The 17,279-nt window shown below is 55.0% G+C and carries 14 protein-coding genes; 13 read left to right on the top strand and 1 reads right to left on the bottom strand.

What is annotated here, in order from left to right:
* Nucleotides 1-77 precede the first annotated feature (77 nt).
* Nucleotides 78-1,292: an alanine transaminase AlaA gene (gene alaA / locus ADJ24_RS02145; protein ID WP_008500204.1), complete on the bottom strand. Its 1,215-nt coding sequence runs from the start codon at nucleotides 1,290-1,292 to the stop codon at nucleotides 78-80.
* A gap of 937 nt (nucleotides 1,293-2,229) precedes the next feature.
* Here alaA and lrhA point away from each other — a divergent pair.
* From lrhA to nuoM, 13 genes are all read left to right on the top strand, one after another.
* Nucleotides 2,230-3,168 carry a transcriptional regulator LrhA gene (gene lrhA, locus ADJ24_RS02140; protein WP_029741933.1) on the top strand — a complete coding sequence of 313 codons (939 nt, stop codon included), beginning with the start codon at nucleotides 2,230-2,232 and terminating at the stop codon, nucleotides 3,166-3,168.
* Nucleotides 3,169-3,799: 631 nt separating this feature from the next.
* Complete coding sequence (nuoA, locus tag ADJ24_RS02135; protein WP_014171000.1) at nucleotides 3,800-4,240, top strand: NADH-quinone oxidoreductase subunit NuoA; 441 nt, start codon at nucleotides 3,800-3,802, stop codon at nucleotides 4,238-4,240.
* 15 nt (nucleotides 4,241-4,255) lie between these two features.
* Nucleotides 4,256-4,930, top strand: coding sequence for an NADH-quinone oxidoreductase subunit NuoB (gene nuoB, locus ADJ24_RS02130; protein WP_003861482.1), 675 nt, complete (start codon nucleotides 4,256-4,258; stop codon nucleotides 4,928-4,930).
* A gap of 89 nt (nucleotides 4,931-5,019) precedes the next feature.
* Nucleotides 5,020-6,822, top strand: a complete 1,803-nt coding sequence (nuoC, locus tag ADJ24_RS02125) for an NADH-quinone oxidoreductase subunit C/D (RefSeq protein ID WP_023312537.1) — start codon at nucleotides 5,020-5,022, stop codon at nucleotides 6,820-6,822.
* Between the two features lie 2 nt (nucleotides 6,823-6,824).
* Nucleotides 6,825-7,325 carry an NADH-quinone oxidoreductase subunit NuoE gene (gene nuoE, locus ADJ24_RS02120; protein ID WP_006176513.1) on the top strand — a complete coding sequence of 167 codons (501 nt, stop codon included), beginning with the start codon at nucleotides 6,825-6,827 and terminating at the stop codon, nucleotides 7,323-7,325.
* The gene (gene nuoF, locus ADJ24_RS02115; RefSeq protein WP_023312536.1) at nucleotides 7,322-8,659 is read left to right on the top strand and encodes an NADH-quinone oxidoreductase subunit NuoF; all 1,338 of its coding nucleotides are present in this window, start codon (nucleotides 7,322-7,324) and stop codon (nucleotides 8,657-8,659) included. The genes nuoE and nuoF overlap by 4 nt, the downstream gene beginning before the upstream one ends.
* Nucleotides 8,660-8,714: 55 nt before the next feature.
* A complete protein-coding gene (nuoG, locus tag ADJ24_RS02110; protein WP_023312535.1) occupies nucleotides 8,715-11,438 on the top strand; it encodes an NADH-quinone oxidoreductase subunit NuoG in 2,724 nt (907 codons plus the stop codon).
* Nucleotides 11,435-12,412: an NADH-quinone oxidoreductase subunit NuoH gene (nuoH, locus tag ADJ24_RS02105; RefSeq protein ID WP_008500211.1), complete on the top strand. Its 978-nt coding sequence runs from the start codon at nucleotides 11,435-11,437 to the stop codon at nucleotides 12,410-12,412. The genes nuoG and nuoH overlap by 4 nt, the downstream gene beginning before the upstream one ends.
* A gap of 13 nt (nucleotides 12,413-12,425) precedes the next feature.
* Nucleotides 12,426-12,968, top strand: a complete 543-nt coding sequence (gene nuoI, locus ADJ24_RS02100) for an NADH-quinone oxidoreductase subunit NuoI (RefSeq protein WP_003861491.1) — start codon at nucleotides 12,426-12,428, stop codon at nucleotides 12,966-12,968.
* Nucleotides 12,969-12,978: 10 nt separating this feature from the next.
* Entirely contained in the window at nucleotides 12,979-13,533 is a 555-nt protein-coding gene (nuoJ, locus tag ADJ24_RS02095; protein ID WP_023312534.1) for an NADH-quinone oxidoreductase subunit J, read from the top strand.
* Complete coding sequence (gene nuoK, locus ADJ24_RS02090; RefSeq protein ID WP_003861496.1) at nucleotides 13,530-13,832, top strand: NADH-quinone oxidoreductase subunit NuoK; 303 nt, start codon at nucleotides 13,530-13,532, stop codon at nucleotides 13,830-13,832. Before nuoJ ends, nuoK begins: the two co-directional genes overlap by 4 nt.
* A complete protein-coding gene (nuoL, locus tag ADJ24_RS02085) occupies nucleotides 13,829-15,670 on the top strand; it encodes an NADH-quinone oxidoreductase subunit L (protein ID WP_023312533.1) in 1,842 nt (613 codons plus the stop codon). Before nuoK ends, nuoL begins: the two co-directional genes overlap by 4 nt.
* 76 nt (nucleotides 15,671-15,746) lie before the next feature.
* Nucleotides 15,747-17,276 carry an NADH-quinone oxidoreductase subunit M gene (nuoM, locus tag ADJ24_RS02080; RefSeq protein ID WP_023312532.1) on the top strand — a complete coding sequence of 510 codons (1,530 nt, stop codon included), beginning with the start codon at nucleotides 15,747-15,749 and terminating at the stop codon, nucleotides 17,274-17,276.
* Nucleotides 17,277-17,279 lie beyond the last annotated feature (3 nt).

Here is a 17,279-nt window from a genome sequence, read left to right as displayed (position 1 = left end):
CACTGCGACAGGCGTTCATTGTGCGGGGAGGGGAGGGAAGATGCAAATCAGGCTACCGAAGTAGCCTGATTTTAAGATTACTGATGGTATCCGGAGAGGAAGCGCCCGAAGCGGCTGATGGCCATTTCGAGATCATCTTCGCGCGGCAGCGTCACGATACGCACGTGATCCGGCCACGGCCAGTTAAACGCCGTACCCTGAACCAGCAGCACTTTTTCCTGCAGCAGGAAATCGAGCACCATTTTCTGGTCGTCGTGAATATTAAAGCGTTTCGCGTCAATTTTCGGGAACATATAGAGCGCGCCATTCGGCTTCACGCAGGAAACGCCCGGGATATCGTTGATCAGCTCCCACGCGCGGTTGCGCTGTTCATACAGGCGACCACCGGGAACGATGAACTCGCTAATGCTCTGATAGCCGCCGAGCGCCGTCTGGATCGCGTGCTGCGCCGGAACGTTGGCACATAAACGCATGGAAGCCAGCATCTCCAGCCCTTCAATATAGCCTTTGGCGTGCTTTTTCGGACCGTTCAGTACCATCCAGCCCTGGCGGAAACCGGCCACGCGGTAGGTTTTAGACAGGCCGTTAAAGGTGACGGTCAGCAGGTCCGGAGCCAGCGCAGCGATTGAGTGGTGCTGTGCCGCGTCGTACAGGATCTTGTCGTAGATTTCGTCGGCAAAGATGATCAGGTTGTGCTGGCGGGCGAGCTCGACGATCTCCATCAGCAGCTCTTTTGAGTATACTGCGCCCGTTGGGTTGTTCGGGTTAATGATCACGATGCCGCGCGTGCGGGGCGTAATTTTCGCGCGAATATCATCGAGGTCCGGGAACCAGTCGGAGGACTCGTCGCACAGATAGTGCACGGCTTTACCGCTCGACAGTGATACGGCAGCCGTCCACAGCGGATAGTCCGGCGCGGGCACCAGCATTTCGTCCCCGCTGTTCAGCAGCGCCTGCATCGCCTGCACGATCAGTTCGGAAACGCCGTTGCCGATATAGATATCTTCAACGGTAACATCACGCATACCGCGTGCCTGGTAGTGCTGCATGATGGCTTTACGTGCGGAGTAAAGTCCTTTTGAATCGCAATAGCCTTGTGCAGTAGGAAGGTTGCGGATCACATCAACCAGAATTTCATCCGGCGCTTCAAAACCAAATGGCGCAGGGTTACCAATGTTGAGTTTCAGAACCTTGTTGCCTTCCTCTTCAAGGCGTTTTGCCTCTTTCAGAACCGGGCCGCGGATGTCATAACAGACGTTATCTAGCTTGCTGGATTTTTCGATAGGGGACATGAACCTTTAACCTTTTCGCTATTATTGCCACTCCCTGCCGTGGAAGTCAGCACGGAATAATGTACTCCCCCCTCGCTTCGTTTTGAAGGGTGTGCAGTAGAAGATTTTGTGCCGGGAGCAAAATTTTGATAAATCTTTTTCGCTGTGCGTTAGCTTTTTTACTGTCTTAAAGTTGTGCGCATAGCACGATGATAGGTTAAACGTGCTATTCATTTGTCAAAATTCTGTATATTGTGCTGGGAAAAATAAGTGGTGAACCTGACAAGGGTAGCAATCACCCTGCGTGACTTTTCGTAAAACCTGAATGCTTGATACATGTTCCTGTAAAAGCATAATGTGGCTAAAAGTTACTCATGTGAAATTAATGTTAAGTGCCATTAATGAATGGTCTTAATCTAAATTAAAATTTATTTATTATTAACCTATAAAATGCAACTTTAGTTAATTTTAATAAAATTAGTTTAGAAGCTTAACATTCTTCTTTAATCCTCAATATTGCAATAAGACTTATAAATAAAGTGGATTTGGGTTAAGATGTCTTTCAGGAAAGCAGAGGACAGATGCAAGAATTTTGTATATCTGGCACTGACTTTTCGAATTAATTGATTGTTATTGTTGGAGTTATCTCTGGCTGGAATGTGTCGCACATCTCCTGCTACGTTGACAGCGCTGCGATAAAGATGGCAGAAAAGGTGTTATACCTTTAATGTAATTTACATAAACCTGCGAACATCTAAATATCCTGAACGTTTAAGAGAATAAAAATAACGTCATGAAACGTGCTTTCTGACTGTTGATATAAAGCAGCACAATAACTATCTGTCAGGCAGTCTGCCGGGCCGGGATGCGAGGGAAAACCTTCAGAGGGAATTGCTTAACTGTTACACACAGCTTCAACCCGGGCAGCTCCGCACGAGCAACCTGAAAGTGAATAGATATGATAAATGCAAATCGTCCGATAATGAATCTCGACCTCGATCTGCTGAGAACGTTTGTTGCGGTCGCCGATCTCAACACTTTTGCAGCAGCTGCTGCCGCCGTTTGCCGAACTCAGTCCGCCGTTAGCCAGCAAATGCAGCGGCTGGAGCAGCTGGTCGGTAAAGAGCTTTTTGCACGTCACGGACGTAATAAGCTCTTAACGGAACACGGTATTCAGCTACTGGGTTATGCCAGGAAAATTCTTCGCTTTAATGATGAAGCATGTATGTCATTAATGTTTAGCAACCTTCAAGGAGTGCTAACGTTAGGCGCATCTGATGAGTCAGCGGATACTATATTGCCGTTTCTTCTCAATCGTATTAGTTCGGTTTATCCGAAGCTTGCGCTTGACGTTAGCGTAAAACGTAATGCCTTTATGGTTGAGATGTTAAATGAGCATAAAGTCGACCTGGTGGTGACGACGCATCGTCCCGGGCAGTTTGATTGCCTGACGCTGCGCACATCGCCTACGCACTGGTATTGTGCAGCCGAGTATGTGCTGCAAAAAGGGGAGCCGGTTCCGCTGGTCTTGCTTGATGACCCGAGCCCGTTCCGCGATATGGTGCTCACGGCGCTGAATGAGGCCAACATTCCGTGGCGTCTGGCGTATGTGGCTTCCACGCTGCCAGCGGTTCGTGCCGCCGTGAAGGCCGGTCTGGGCGTAACGGCCCGTCCGGTAGAGATGATGAGCCCCGATCTGCGCGTCCTGGGGAAATCCGATGGTCTTCCTGCGCTGCCGGATACGGAGTATCTGCTCTGCCACAATTCGTCCAGCCATAACGAGTTGGCAAAAGTGGTGTTCGAGGCGATGGAAAATTACCATAACCCGTGGCAGTTCGAGCGCGTTACCTCCGAGGGGGGGGATGATTCCCTGATCGTCGAAGGGGATTTTGAGTGATCGATAGCTCAATATTCTGGTAACAAAATGTAAGTGTAAAAAACAGCCACTCGTGTGATTTTCACATGCAGTGGCTTTTTTTACGCAATAATACCCGCTTATGGCGCAAGGGTTTTCAGGATACTCTCTTATTTATCAATAAGCTGAATACTTTTGCTTAAAACTTGTCCGTTTTCCGTTCTAACTTCGCCCATATCCCTCTCATGTTAAAAAAACAGGAAATATGTTGCCGTTTTCCATGTTGAATTAACAAAAGCGTGTCGCAGATCAAGAAAATACTCCTATTTGGGGGGAGGAATCGTTGGCAAATCCTGTCAAAATAGGAGGGTTATTTTTTTTACTTCCGAAACGGACACGATTCAACAACATACATTTGACGGAAAGTCATGCACCCACCAGGGTTAAAGGGCACCAAATGTTAATGAGAATCGCTCGATGTAATTTAATGTGAAGAAACCTTTGTTAAAGTTGACAATAGGTTATAGAAAGGAGTAAAAAACCCCATCATTTTGCTGTCTACGTCTCATTTCTGACAGTTAGTGTAAGGTTATTTGTTCCTCCCCATGAATCGATGTGATGCCCATCTGCCAGCAAGAGCAGTGTCGTTGGTATCACTTTTGATGAGTAAGCAATGAGTATGTCAACATCCACAGAAGTCATCGCTCATCACTGGGCATTCGCAATCTTTCTTATTGTAGCCATTGGCCTGTGCTGCCTGATGTTAGTCGGCGGCTGGTTCCTGGGCGGTCGCGCCCGTGCAAGGCACAAAAACACACCTTTCGAATCAGGTATTGATTCAGTAGGTTCCGCTCGCTTACGCCTGTCTGCCAAGTTCTATCTGGTAGCCATGTTCTTCGTCATCTTCGACGTGGAAGCGCTTTACCTTTTCGCATGGTCAACGTCCATCCGCGAAAGTGGTTGGGTGGGCTTTGTCGAGGCCGCAATTTTCATTTTAGTGCTACTGGCCGGTCTGGTTTATCTGGTGCGTATTGGCGCGCTTGACTGGACGCCTGCGCGTTCACGTCGTGAACACATCAACCCGGAAAACAGTATCTCTAATCGTCAGCAGTAACAGCGAGGCAATAAGATGGATTATACGCTCACCCGCATAGATCCTAACGGTGAGAATGACCGTTACCCCCTGCAAAAACAGGAGATCGTAACCGACCCCCTGGAGCAAGAAGTCAATAAAAGCGTGTACATGGGCAAGCTCGAACATGCCATGCACGATATGGTCAACTGGGGTCGTAAGAACTCCATCTGGCCTTACAACTTTGGCCTTTCTTGCTGCTACGTTGAAATGGTGACGTCATTCACTGCGGTGCATGACGTTGCGCGTTTTGGGGCCGAGGTACTCCGTGCTTCCCCGCGTCAGGCTGACCTGATGGTGGTTGCCGGTACGTGCTTTACCAAGATGGCACCTGTTATTCAGCGTCTTTATGACCAGATGCTGGAGCCAAAATGGGTTATCTCCATGGGCGCATGTGCAAACTCTGGCGGTATGTACGACATTTATTCCGTCGTGCAGGGCGTAGATAAATTTATCCCAGTGGATGTGTACATCCCGGGTTGTCCGCCACGTCCGGAAGCCTACATGCAGGCGCTGATGCTGCTGCAGGAATCAATCGGTAAAGAACGTCGCCCACTGTCGTGGGTTGTTGGCGATCAGGGTGTGTATCGCGCGAACATGCAGTCTGAGCGCGAGCGTAAACGTGGTGAACGTATTGCCGTCACCAACCTGCGTACGCCTGACGAAATTTAATTTGCGCCTGTAGGCCTGGAGAACACCTTCGCATATCACTACTCAAATAGCGCGAAGCCAGGCTCAACAGTCACCACGGACCATTTGCAATGGTGAACAATATGACCGACTTAACCGCGCAAGAAGCCGCCTGGCAGACCCGGGATCATCTGGATGACCCAGTCATTGGCGAACTGCGCAACCGTTTTGGGCCGGATGCCTTTACTGTTCAGGCTACCCGCACCGGGGTACCCGTTGTTTGGGTGAAGCGTGAGCAATTGCTGGAAGTTGTCGATTTCCTCAAGAAATTGCCAAAACCGTACGTCATGCTGTTTGACTTACACGGCATGGATGAACGTCTGCGTACCCACCGCCAGGGTCTCCCTGCAGCGGATTTTTCCGTTTTCTACCACCTGATCTCAATAGACCGTAATACGGATATCATGCTCAAGGTGGCATTGTCTGAAAACGACATGCATCTGCCGACAATCACCAAACTTTTCCCGAACGCGAACTGGTATGAGCGTGAAACCTGGGAAATGTTCGGCATGACCTTCGACGGCCACCCGCATCTGACGCGCATCATGATGCCGCAGACCTGGACCGGCCACCCGCTGCGTAAAGACTACCCGGCACGTGCAACCGAATTCGATCCGTTTGAGCTGACCAAAGCCAAACAGGATCTGGAAATGGAAGCGCTGACCTTCAAACCGGAAGACTGGGGCATGAAGCGCGGTACCGACAACGAGGACTTCATGTTCCTCAACCTCGGTCCAAACCACCCGTCTGCGCACGGTGCATTCCGTATTATTCTTCAGCTTGATGGCGAAGAGATTGTCGACTGCGTTCCGGACATCGGCTACCACCACCGTGGTGCTGAGAAGATGGGCGAGCGTCAGTCCTGGCACAGCTACATTCCGTATACCGACCGTATCGAGTACCTCGGCGGCTGCGTCAACGAAATGCCATACGTGCTGGCCGTTGAGAAACTGGCGGGTATCGTTACGCCGGATCGCGTTAACGTGATTCGCGTTATGCTGTCAGAACTGTTCCGTATCAACAGCCACCTGCTGTACATCTCCACGTTCATTCAGGACGTCGGCGCGATGACCCCGGTCTTCTTCGCCTTTACCGACCGTCAGAAAATTTACGATCTGGTCGAAGCGATTACCGGCTTCCGTATGCACCCGGCCTGGTTCCGTATCGGCGGCGTGGCACACGATCTGCCGCGCGGCTGGGACCGTCTGCTGCGTGAGTTCCTCGACTGGATGCCAAAACGTCTGGCGTCATACGAGAAAGCCGCGCTGCGTAACACCATCCTGAAAGGCCGTTCCCAGGGCGTTGCTGCCTACGGCGCGAAAGAAGCGCTGGAGTGGGGTACGACAGGTGCAGGTCTGCGTGCGACCGGTATTGATTTCGACGTGCGTAAAGCGCGCCCTTACTCTGGCTACGAGAACTTCGACTTTGAAGTCCCGGTGGGCGGCGGTGTTTCCGACTGCTACACCCGCGTGATGCTGAAAGTGGAAGAACTGCGCCAGAGTCTGCGCATCCTTGAGCAGTGCCTCAACAACATGCCGGAAGGCCCGTTCAAGGCGGATCACCCGCTGACGACGCCGCCACCGAAAGAGCGCACGCTGCAACATATCGAAACCCTGATCACCCACTTCCTGCAGGTTTCATGGGGTCCGGTCATGCCGGCGCAAGAATCCTTCCAGATGATTGAAGCGACCAAGGGTATTAACAGTTACTACCTGACCAGTGACGGCAGCACCATGAGCTACCGTACCCGCGTACGTACGCCGAGCTTTGCGCACCTGCAGCAGATCCCGTCCGCCATCCGCGGCAGTCTGGTCTCCGACCTGATTGTGTATCTGGGTAGTATCGATTTTGTTATGTCAGATGTGGACCGCTAATTATGCACGAGAATCAACAACCACAAACCGAGGCTTTTGAGCTGAGTGAAGCAGAACGTGCCGCCATTGAGCACGAGATGCACCACTACGAAGACCCGCGTGCGGCGTCCATTGAAGCGCTGAAAATCGTACAGAAACAGCGTGGTTGGGTGCCGGATGGGGCGATCTATGAGATCGCGAAAGTGCTGGGTATTCCGGCAAGTGACGTAGAGGGCGTAGCCACGTTCTACAGCCAGATCTTCCGTCAGCCGGTAGGCCGCCATGTGATCCGCTACTGTGACAGCGTTGTCTGCCACATCACCGGTTATCAGGGCATTCAGGCTGCGATTGAGAAAAAGCTCAATATCAAGCCGGGCCAGACCACGTTCGATGGACGCTTTACCCTGCTGCCAACCTGCTGCCTGGGTAACTGCGACAAGGGGCCGACCATGATGATTGATGAGGACACTCACAGCCATCTGACGCCGGAAGCGATTCCTGACCTGCTGGAGCAGTACAAATGAAAACTGTAATTCGTACTGCTGAGACGCATCCGCTGACCTGGCGTCTGCGCGATGACAAACAGCCGGTATGGCTCGATGAATACCAGAGCAAAAACGGCTATGCCGGCGCGCGTAAAGCCCTTGGCGGCATGGCGCCGGACGACATCGTTAACGCGGTGAAAGACTCCGGCCTGAAAGGGCGCGGCGGTGCGGGCTTCTCCACCGGTCTGAAGTGGAGCCTGATGCCGAAAGACGAATCCATGAACATCCGTTACCTGCTGTGTAACGCCGATGAAATGGAGCCGGGCACCTATAAAGACCGCCTGCTGATGGAACAACTGCCGCACCTGCTGGTGGAAGGCATGCTGATCTCCGCGTTTGCGCTGAAAGCCTACCGTGGCTACATCTTCCTGCGCGGTGAGTACATCGAAGCGGCGGAAAACCTGCGTCGCGCGATTGCTGAAGCCACCGAAGCGGGCCTGCTGGGTAAAAACATTCTGGGTACCGGCTTTGACTTTGAACTGTTCGTGCACACCGGCGCAGGACGTTATATCTGCGGTGAAGAAACCGCGCTGATTAACTCCCTGGAAGGCCGCCGCGCGAACCCGCGTTCCAAGCCACCGTTCCCGGCAAGCTCCGGCGTATGGGGTAAACCGACCTGCGTAAACAACGTTGAAACCCTGTGTAACGTTCCGGCTATCCTCGCCAACGGCGTGGAGTGGTATCAGGGCATCTCCTCAAGCAAAGATGCTGGTACCAAGCTGATGGGCTTCTCTGGTCGCGTTAAAAATCCTGGCGTCTGGGAACTGCCGTTCGGTACCACCGCACGTGAAATTCTTGAGGACTACGCTGGCGGCATGCGCGATGGCCTGAAATTCAAAGCCTGGCAGCCGGGTGGGGCAGGGACAGACTTCCTGACCGAAGCCCACCTTGATCTGCCAATGGAATTCGAAAGCATTGGTAAAGCAGGCAGCCGTCTGGGTACGGCGCTGGCGATGGCCGTCGACCACGAGATCGGCATGGTCTCGCTGGTGCGTAATCTGGAAGAGTTCTTCGCCCGCGAGTCCTGCGGCTGGTGTACACCGTGCCGTGATGGTCTGCCGTGGAGCGTGAAGATCCTGCGTGCAATCGAACGTGGCGAAGGCCAGCCAGGGGATATCGAGACGCTTGAGCAGCTGTGTCGATTCTTAGGCCCGGGTAAAACCTTCTGTGCCCACGCACCGGGTGCCGTCGAACCTCTGCAGAGCGCGATCAAATATTTCCGCGACGAGTTCGAAGCAGGTATCAAGCAGCCGTTCAGTAATACCCATGCGATTAATGGGATTCAGCCGAACCTGCTTAAAGCGCGCTGGTAACGACAAGAATTTTGATTAACGCTCGGTTTCGACCGAGCCAACTGGAAGCATGCTAATGGCTACGATTCATGTAGACGGCAAAGAATACGAAGTCAACGGGGCGGACAACCTGCTGGAAGCTTGTCTGTCTCTTGGCCTCGATATTCCGTACTTTTGCTGGCATCCGGCGCTGGGCAGCGTCGGTGCTTGCCGCCAGTGTGCGGTGAAGCAATATCAAAACGCGGAAGACACGCGTGGTCGCCTGGTGATGTCCTGTATGACGCCAGCCACCGAAGGCACTTTTATTTCGATTGATGACGAAGAAGCCAAACAGTTCCGCGAAAGCGTTGTGGAATGGTTGATGACCAACCACCCGCACGACTGTCCGGTCTGTGAAGAGGGCGGTAACTGCCACCTTCAGGATATGACCGTGATGACCGGCCACAGCTTCCGTCGCTATCGCTTTACCAAGCGTACCCACCGTAACCAGGACCTGGGGCCGTTCATCTCTCACGAAATGAACCGCTGCATCGCCTGCTACCGCTGCGTGCGTTACTACAAAGACTACGCAGACGGTCAGGATCTGGGCGTATATGGCGCGCACGATAACGTCTACTTCGGTCGTCCGGAAGACGGTACGCTGGAAAGCGAATTCTCTGGTAACCTGGTAGAAATCTGCCCGACCGGCGTATTCACCGATAAAACTCACTCCGAGCGTTACAACCGTAAATGGGACATGCAGTTTGCGCCAAGCATCTGCCAGCAGTGTTCCCTCGGTTGTAACACCAGCCCGGGTGAGCGTTACGGCGAGCTGCGTCGTATCGAAAACCGTTACAACGGCACCGTTAACCACTACTTCCTCTGCGACCGCGGTCGTTTCGGCTATGGCTATGTGAACCTGAAAGACCGTCCGCGTCAGCCGGTTCAGCGCCGTGGCGACGACTTCATTACCCTGAACGCTGAGCAGGCGATGCAGGGCGCGGCAGATATTCTGCGTCAGTCGAAGAAAGTGATCGGTATCGGCTCCCCGCGCGCCAGCATCGAAAGCAACTTCGCGCTGCGCGAGCTGGTTGGAGCGGAAAACTTCTATACCGGTATCGCTCAGGGCGAGCAGGAACGTCTGCAGCTGGTACTGAAAGTGCTGCGTGAAGGCGGTATTCATACCCCTGCGCTGCGCGAAATCGAATCTTATGATGCGGTCCTGGTGCTGGGTGAAGACCTGACGCAGACGGGCGCACGCGCGGCTCTGGCGGTTCGTCAGGCGGTGAAGGGTAAAGCACGTGAAATGGCAGCGGCGCAGAAAGTGGCTGACTGGCAGATTGCGGCGATCCTGAACATCGGCCAGCGCGCGAAGCATCCTCTGTTTGTGACCAACGTCGATAACACCCGTCTGGACGATATCGCTGCGTGGACCTACTGCGCGCCGGTTGAAGATCAGGCTCGTCTTGGCTTTGCGATTGCCCACGCGCTGGATAGCAGCTCGCCGGCCGTTGAGCTGGATCGCGACCTGCAGAACAAGGTCGACGTGATTGTTCAGGCCCTGGCGGGTGCGAAAAAACCGCTGATTATTTCCGGTACCAACGCCGGTAGCGCCGAGATCATTCAGGCGGCAGCCAACGTTGCCAAAGCCCTGAAAGGCCGCGGTGCGGACGTCGGTGTGACCATGATTGCCCGTGCGGTGAACAGCATTGGTCTGGGCATGATCGGCGGCGGCTCGCTGGAAGAAGCGTTAAGCGAACTGGAATCCGGTGCCGCTGACGCCGTTGTGGTGCTCGAAAACGACCTGCATCGCCACGCCTCTGCCGCTCGCGTTGACGCCGCGCTCTCCAAAGCGCCGCTGGTGATGGTCATTGACCATCAGCGAACCGCGATCATGGACAAAGCGCACCTGGTGCTCTCTGCGGCAAGCTTCGCAGAAAGCGACGGTACCGTTATCAACAACGAAGGTCGCGCACAGCGTTTCTTCCAGGTTTACGACCCGGCGTACTACGACAGCAACACCGTGATGCTGGAAAGCTGGCGCTGGCTGCACTCCCTGCACAGCACCGTGCAGAGCCGTGAAGTGGACTGGACGCAGCTCGACCACGTTATCGACGCGGTAGTGGAAAAACTGCCTCAGCTGGCAGGCATTAAAGATGCCGCACCTGAAGCAAGCTTCCGCATTCGCGGCCAGAAACTGGCGCGTGAACCGCACCGCTACAGCGGCCGTACCGCGATGCGCGCCAACATCAGCGTGCACGAACCGCGCCAGCCGCAGGATAAAGACACCATGTTCGCCTTCTCCATGGAAGGGAACAACCAGCCGTCTGCGCCGCGTTCGCAAATCCCGTTCGCATGGGCGCCAGGCTGGAACTCCCCGCAGGCATGGAACAAGTTCCAGGCTGAAGTGGGTGGCTCCCTGCGCCACGGCGATCCGGGCGTGCGTCTGATTGAAGCTTCCGAAACCGGTCTGGACTTCTTCACCACCGTGCCGGCGAGCTTCCAGGCGCAGGACGGTAGCTGGCGTATCGCGCCGTACTACCATCTGTTCGGTAGCGACGAGCTGTCCCAGCGTTCACCTGTCTTCCAGACTCGTATGCCGCAGCCGTACATCAAGCTCAACCCGGCGGATGCCGCGAAGCTTGGCGTTAACGCGGGCGCAAACATTGCCTTTAGCTATGACGGCCAGACAATCAGCCTGCCGCTGATTATCTCCGAAGGTCTGACAGCAGGGCAGGTGGGTCTGCCGATGGGTATGCCTGGCATCGCGCCGGTTCTGGCGGGTGCGCGTCTTGATAATCTGCAGGAGGCAAAAGCATGAGTTGGTTAACGCCGGATCTTATCGACATCCTGCTGAGCATTCTGAAAGCGATTGTTATTCTGCTGGTGGTGGTCACCTGCGGGGCGTTCATGAGCTTTGGTGAACGTCGTCTGCTCGGTCTGTTCCAGAACCGTTACGGACCGAACCGCGTGGGCTGGGGTGGTTCACTCCAGCTGGTCGCGGACATGATCAAGATGTTCTTTAAAGAGGACTGGATCCCGCGCTTCTCTGACCGCGTGATCTTTACTCTGGCACCGATGATCGCCTTCACCTCGCTGCTGCTGGCGTTTGCTATCGTTCCGGTCAGCCCGACCTGGGTGGTTGCTGACCTGAACATCGGCATTCTGTTCTTCCTGATGATGGCAGGCCTCGCGGTTTACGCGGTGCTGTTCGCAGGCTGGTCCAGTAACAACAAATACTCGCTGCTGGGTGCGATGCGTGCTTCCGCGCAGACCCTGAGTTACGAAGTGTTCCTGGGTCTCTCCCTGATGGGCGTGGTGGCGCAGGCCGGTTCATTCAACATGACCGACATCGTCAATAACCAGGCCGACATCTGGAACGTTATCCCGCAGTTCTTTGGGTTTATTACCTTTGCTATCGCGGGCGTGGCGGTGTGTCACCGTCACCCGTTTGACCAGCCAGAAGCCGAACAGGAACTGGCCGACGGTTACCACATCGAATATTCCGGTATGAAATTCGGTCTGTTCTTCGTGGGCGAGTACATCGGTATCGTCACCATTTCCGCGTTGATGGTAACGCTGTTCTTCGGTGGCTGGCATGGCCCGTTCTTACCGCCGTTCATCTGGTTCGCGCTGAAAACCGCGTTCTTCATGATGATGTTCATTTTGATTCGCGCAGCGTTACCGCGTCCGCGTTACGACCAGGTAATGTCCTTCGGCTGGAAAGTGTGCCTGCCGCTGACGCTCGTCAACTTGTTGGTAACGGCCGCTGTCATTCTCTGGCAGCAGCCATAAGGGGCTATAGACCATGACCTTAAAAGAATTACTGGTAGGCTTCGGTACCCAGGTACGCAGTATCTGGATGATCGGCCTGCACGCGTTTGCCAAACGCGAAACCCGGATGTACCCGGAAGAGCCGGTATATCTGCCGCCGCGCTACCGTGGCCGTATCGTGCTGACGCGCGACCCGGACGGTTCCGAGCGCTGCGTTGCCTGTAACCTGTGTGCGGTAGCGTGTCCGGTAGGCTGTATCTCTCTGCAGAAAGCAGAGACGGTAGACGGCCGCTGGTACCCTGAGTTCTTCCGCATCAACTTCTCACGCTGCATCTTCTGCGGTCTGTGTGAAGAAGCGTGCCCAACCACGGCGATTCAGCTGACTCCAGACTTCGAGCTGGGTGAGTACAAGCGTCAGGACCTGGTGTACGAGAAAGAGGATCTGCTGATTTCCGGTCCGGGCAAATACCCGGAATATAACTTCTACCGGATGGCGGGTATGGCAATCGACGGCAAAGATAAGGGCGAAGCAGAGAACGAAGCTAAGCCTATCGACGTCAAGAGCCTGTTACCGTAAGGAGAGGGCAATGGAATTCGCTTTTTATATCTGTGGCCTTATCGCCATCCTGGCTACGCTGCGAGTGATTACGCACACCAATCCGGTGCATGCGCTGCTGTACTTAATCATCTCCCTGCTGGCCATTTCCGGGGTGTTCTTCGCACTGGGCGCGCACTTCGCCGGTGCGCTGGAAATCATCGTCTACGCCGGGGCCATCATGGTGCTGTTCGTGTTCGTGGTGATGATGCTGAACCTGGGCGGCTCTGAAATAGAGCAGGAACGTCAGTGGTTAAAACCGCAGGTGTGGATTGGTCCGGCAATTTTGTCGGCCATCATGCTGGCGGTGATTGTTTACGCCATTCTGGGCGTCAACGATCAGGGCATCGACGGCACGCCGATTGGCGCTAAAGAGGTCGGTATCACGCTCTTTGGCCCATACGTTCTGGCGGTTGAACTGGCCTCAATGCTGCTGCTGGCAGGTCTGGTTGTTGCTTTCCACGTTGGCCGCGAAGAGCGTGCTGGTGAGGTGCTGAGCAACCGCACTGACGACCGCGCGAAAAGAAAAACGGAGGAGCGCGCATGATCCCCTTAACACATGGACTGATCCTCGCTGCGATTTTATTCGTTCTGGGTTTGACCGGTCTGGTTATCCGCCGCAATCTGCTGTTTATGCTGATCGGTCTGGAAATCATGATTAACGCCTCCGCGCTGGCCTTCGTGGTCGCCGGAAGCTACTGGGGCCAGACCGATGGTCAGGTGATGTACATTCTCGCCATCAGCCTTGCGGCTGCCGAAGCGAGTATTGGCCTGGCGCTGTTGCTGCAGCTCCATCGTCGCCGCCAGAACCTGAACATCGATTCAGTAAGTGAGTTGCGTGGATGAACATGCTTGCCTTAACCATTATTTTTCCGCTGATTGGCTTCGTGCTGCTGGCGTTTTCTCGCGGCCGCTGGTCTGAGAATCTGTCTGCGACCGTGGGCATTGGCTCCGTCGGTCTGGCTGCGCTGGTGACGGCGTATGCGGGTATCGATTTCTTTAACAACGGGCGTCAGCCTTTCAGCGTGCCGCTGTGGACTTGGATGTCGGTCGGTGATTTCAACATCGGCTTCAACCTGGTGCTGGATGGCCTCTCGCTGACCATGCTTTCCGTGGTCACCGGCGTTGGCTTCCTGATCCACATGTTCGCCTCCTGGTATATGCGCGGTGAAGAGGGTTACTCCCGCTTCTTCGCCTACACCAACCTGTTTATCGCCAGCATGGTGGTTCTGGTGCTGGCCGATAACCTGCTGCTGATGTATCTGGGCTGGGAAGGCGTAGGTCTGTGTTCTTACCTGCTGATCGGTTTCTACTACACCGATCCGAAGAATGGCGCAGCGGCCATGAAAGCGTTCGTCGTGACCCGCGTGGGTGACGTCTTCCTCGCTTTCGCGCTGTTCATTCTTTACAACGAACTGGGCACGCTGAACTTCCGCGAAATGGTGGAACTGGCGCCGGCGCACTTCGCTGCAGGCAACAACATGCTGTGGTGGGCAACGCTGATGCTGCTGGGTGGCGCCGTGGGTAAATCCGCGCAGCTGCCGTTGCAGACATGGCTGGCCGACGCGATGGCGGGTCCAACCCCTGTCTCCGCGCTGATCCACGCCGCGACCATGGTAACCGCCGGTGTCTACCTGATTGCGCGTACCCATGGCCTGTTCCTGATGACCCCGGAAATTCTGCATCTGGTGGGTATCGTCGGTGCGGTCACGCTGGTGCTGGCAGGCTTTGCCGCGCTGGTGCAGACCGACATCAAACGCGTTCTCGCGTATTCCACCATGAGCCAGATCGGTTACATGTTCCTGGCGCTGGGTGTTCAGGCGTGGGACGCAGCCATTTTCCACCTGATGACGCACGCGTTCTTTAAAGCGCTGCTGTTCCTGTCATCTGGTTCCGTGATCCTGGCCTGCCACCACGAGCAGAACATCTTCAAGATGGGCGGACTGCGTAAGTCTATTCCACTGGTTTATGTCTGCTTCCTGGTAGGCGGCGCGGCGCTGGCGGCACTGCCGCTGATCACCGCGGGCTTCTTCAGTAAGGACGAAATCCTTGCGGGTGCCATGGCGAATGGTCATATCAATCTGATGGTTGCGGGTCTGGTCGGTGCGTTCATGACCTCCCTGTATACCTTCCGTATGATTTTCATCGTATTCCACGGTAAAGAACAAATTCACGCTCACGCAGGGAAGGGGATTACCCACCACCTGCCGCTGATTGTGCTGCTGGTACTGTCCACCTTCGTTGGCGCGATGATTGTGCCACCGCTGCAGGGCGTACTGCCAGACACCACCGAGCTTGAGCACGGTCGCGTTCTGACGCTTGAAATCACCTCCGGTGTGGTCGCTATCGCGGGCATCCTGATCGCTGCATGGCTGTGGCTGGGCAAACGTACGCTGGTGACTGCCGTTGCCAACAGTGCGCCGGGCCGTCTGCTGGGCACCTGGTGGTACAACGCGTGGGGCTTCGACTGGCTGTACGACATGATCTTCGTTAAGCCGTTCCTGGGCATTGCGTGGCTGCTGAAGCGCGACCCACTGAACAGCCTGATGAATATCCCGGCGATCCTTTCCCGCTTTGCAGGTAAAGGCCTGCTGTACAGCGAGAACGGTTACCTGCGCTGGTATGTGGCGTCCATGAGCATCGGTGCGGTTGTCGTGCTGGCGCTGCTGATGGTGTTGCGTTGATCGTTAAGTGAATTTTATTCGAATTCGTTGAAAATCAGGCCCCTGCTGGGGGCCTTAAAAAGGAATGTAAATCGCCATGTTACTACCCTGGCTAATATTAATTCCCTTCATCGGCGGCTTCCTGTGCTGGCAGACTGAACGCTTTGGCGTGAAGATGCCGCGCTGGATCGCGCTGATCACCATGGGATTGACGCTCGCGCTTGGCCTGCAACTGTGGTTGCAGGGCGGTTACTCACTGACCCAGTCTGCGGGCATTCCGCAGTGGCAGTCTGAGTTCATCCTGCCGTGGATCCCGCGTTTCGGCATTACGATCCACCTGGCGATTGACGGTCTGTCGCTGCTGATGGTGGTGCTGACCGGTCTGCTCGGCGTTCTGGCGGTACTTTGCTCCTGGCGAGAAATCGAAAAATACCAGGGCTTCTTCCACCTGAACCTGATGTGGATCCTGGGCGGCGTGATCGGCGTGTTCCTTGCCATCGACATGTTCCTGTTCTTCTTCTTCTGGGAGATGATGCTGGTGCCGATGTACTTCCTGATCGCGCTGTGGGGCCACAAGGCGTCCGACGGTAAAACGCGTATCACGGCGGCAACCAAGTTCTTCATCTATACCCAGGCGAGTGGTCTGGTGATGCTGATTGCTATTCTGGCGCTGGTGTTTGTTCACCACAACGCGACCGGTACCTGGACCTTCAACTACGAAGATCTGCTGAAGACGCCAATGTCCCACGGCGTTGAATACCTGCTGATGCTGGGCTTCTTCATCGCGTTCGCGGTGAAAATGCCGGTCGTTCCGCTGCACGGCTGGCTGCCAGACGCGCACTCTCAGGCACCAACGGCGGGTTCCGTTGACCTGGCGGGCATCTTGCTGAAAACGGCCGCCTATGGTCTGCTGCGTTTCGCACTGCCGCTGTTCCCGAATGCCTCCGCAGAGTTCGCACCGATTGCCATGTGGCTGGGTGTGATCGGTATCTTCTACGGTGCCTGGATGGCCTTCACGCAGTACGACATCAAGCGTCTGATTGCCTACACCTCCGTTTCCCACATGGGCTTCGTGCTGATTGCTATCTACACCGGCAGCCAGCTGGCGTACCAGGGCGCGGTGATCCAGATGATTGCGCACGGTCTGTCCGCAGCCGGCCTCTTCATCCTGTGCGGTCAGCTGTATGAGCGTCTGCATACCCGCGACATGCGCATGATGGGCGGCCTGTGGAGCAAAATTAAATGGCTGCCAGCGCTGTCCATGTTCTTCGCGGTGGCTACCCTGGGGATGCCGGGTACCGGTAACTTCGTCGGCGAATTTATGATTCTGTTCGGCAGCTTCAAAGTGGTACCGGTGATTACCGTGATCTCCACCTTTGGTTTGGTGTTCGCTTCCGTGTACTCGCTGGCGATGCTGCACCGCGCCTACTTCGGTAAAGCGAAGAGCGAAATTGCTGCACAAGAACTGCCGGGGATGTCGCTGCGTGAGCTGTTCATCATCCTGCTGCTGGTCGTACTGCTGGTGCTGCTGGGCTTCTTCCCGCAGCCGATTCTGGATACCTCGCATAGCGCGATGGGCAACATCCAGCAGTGGTTTGTTAATTCTGCTTCTACTACAAGGCCGTAATTC

This window comes from Enterobacter sp. 940_PEND, from assembly GCF_001059415.1.
GTDB lineage: Bacteria > Pseudomonadota > Gammaproteobacteria > Enterobacterales > Enterobacteriaceae > Enterobacter > Enterobacter cloacae_M.
This window is presented reverse-complemented; position numbering and strand designations above follow the sequence as displayed.